General features: G+C 43.6%; 1 pseudogene. It reads right to left on the bottom strand.

The features are described 5' to 3' along the window. Positions 1-16 precede the first annotated feature (16 nt). Positions 17-314, bottom strand: a pseudogene (locus CWC30_RS18325) (SAM-dependent DNA methyltransferase); the annotation flags it as partial.

Raw genomic sequence — 314 nt, 5'->3', positions numbered from 1 at the left:
GGCATGTTAGTGCGTCTCAAACTAGTGCCACTGCCACGTCTAGGTCGGCGATTTTTTTAGTATCAATCCACGCGTGTTGTACAGGGTGTAATACTTCACGGTCATAGTAGTCATCTACACTTTCTGTTAGTGGTACGTTTTCATTATCACGCAAGTCTGGGTTGGCTTCTACCTTGGCCTTTACTTTAGATACTTCTGCTTCGTCATCGTGTTCGCTTAAGTGTTTAACTATCATCTTGAGCTGTGCAGCGCTTAGCTTAACGTTGGGTTTTGCGGTTTCTAGCTGGGTAGTTAATGCGTTTAAAAATACATCG

Source organism: Pseudoalteromonas sp. S4741, assembly GCF_005886135.1.
Taxonomy (GTDB): domain Bacteria; phylum Pseudomonadota; class Gammaproteobacteria; order Enterobacterales; family Alteromonadaceae; genus Pseudoalteromonas; species Pseudoalteromonas tetraodonis.
Note: the sequence above shows the minus strand (reverse complement) of the source record. Positions and strands in the feature narration are given on the sequence as shown.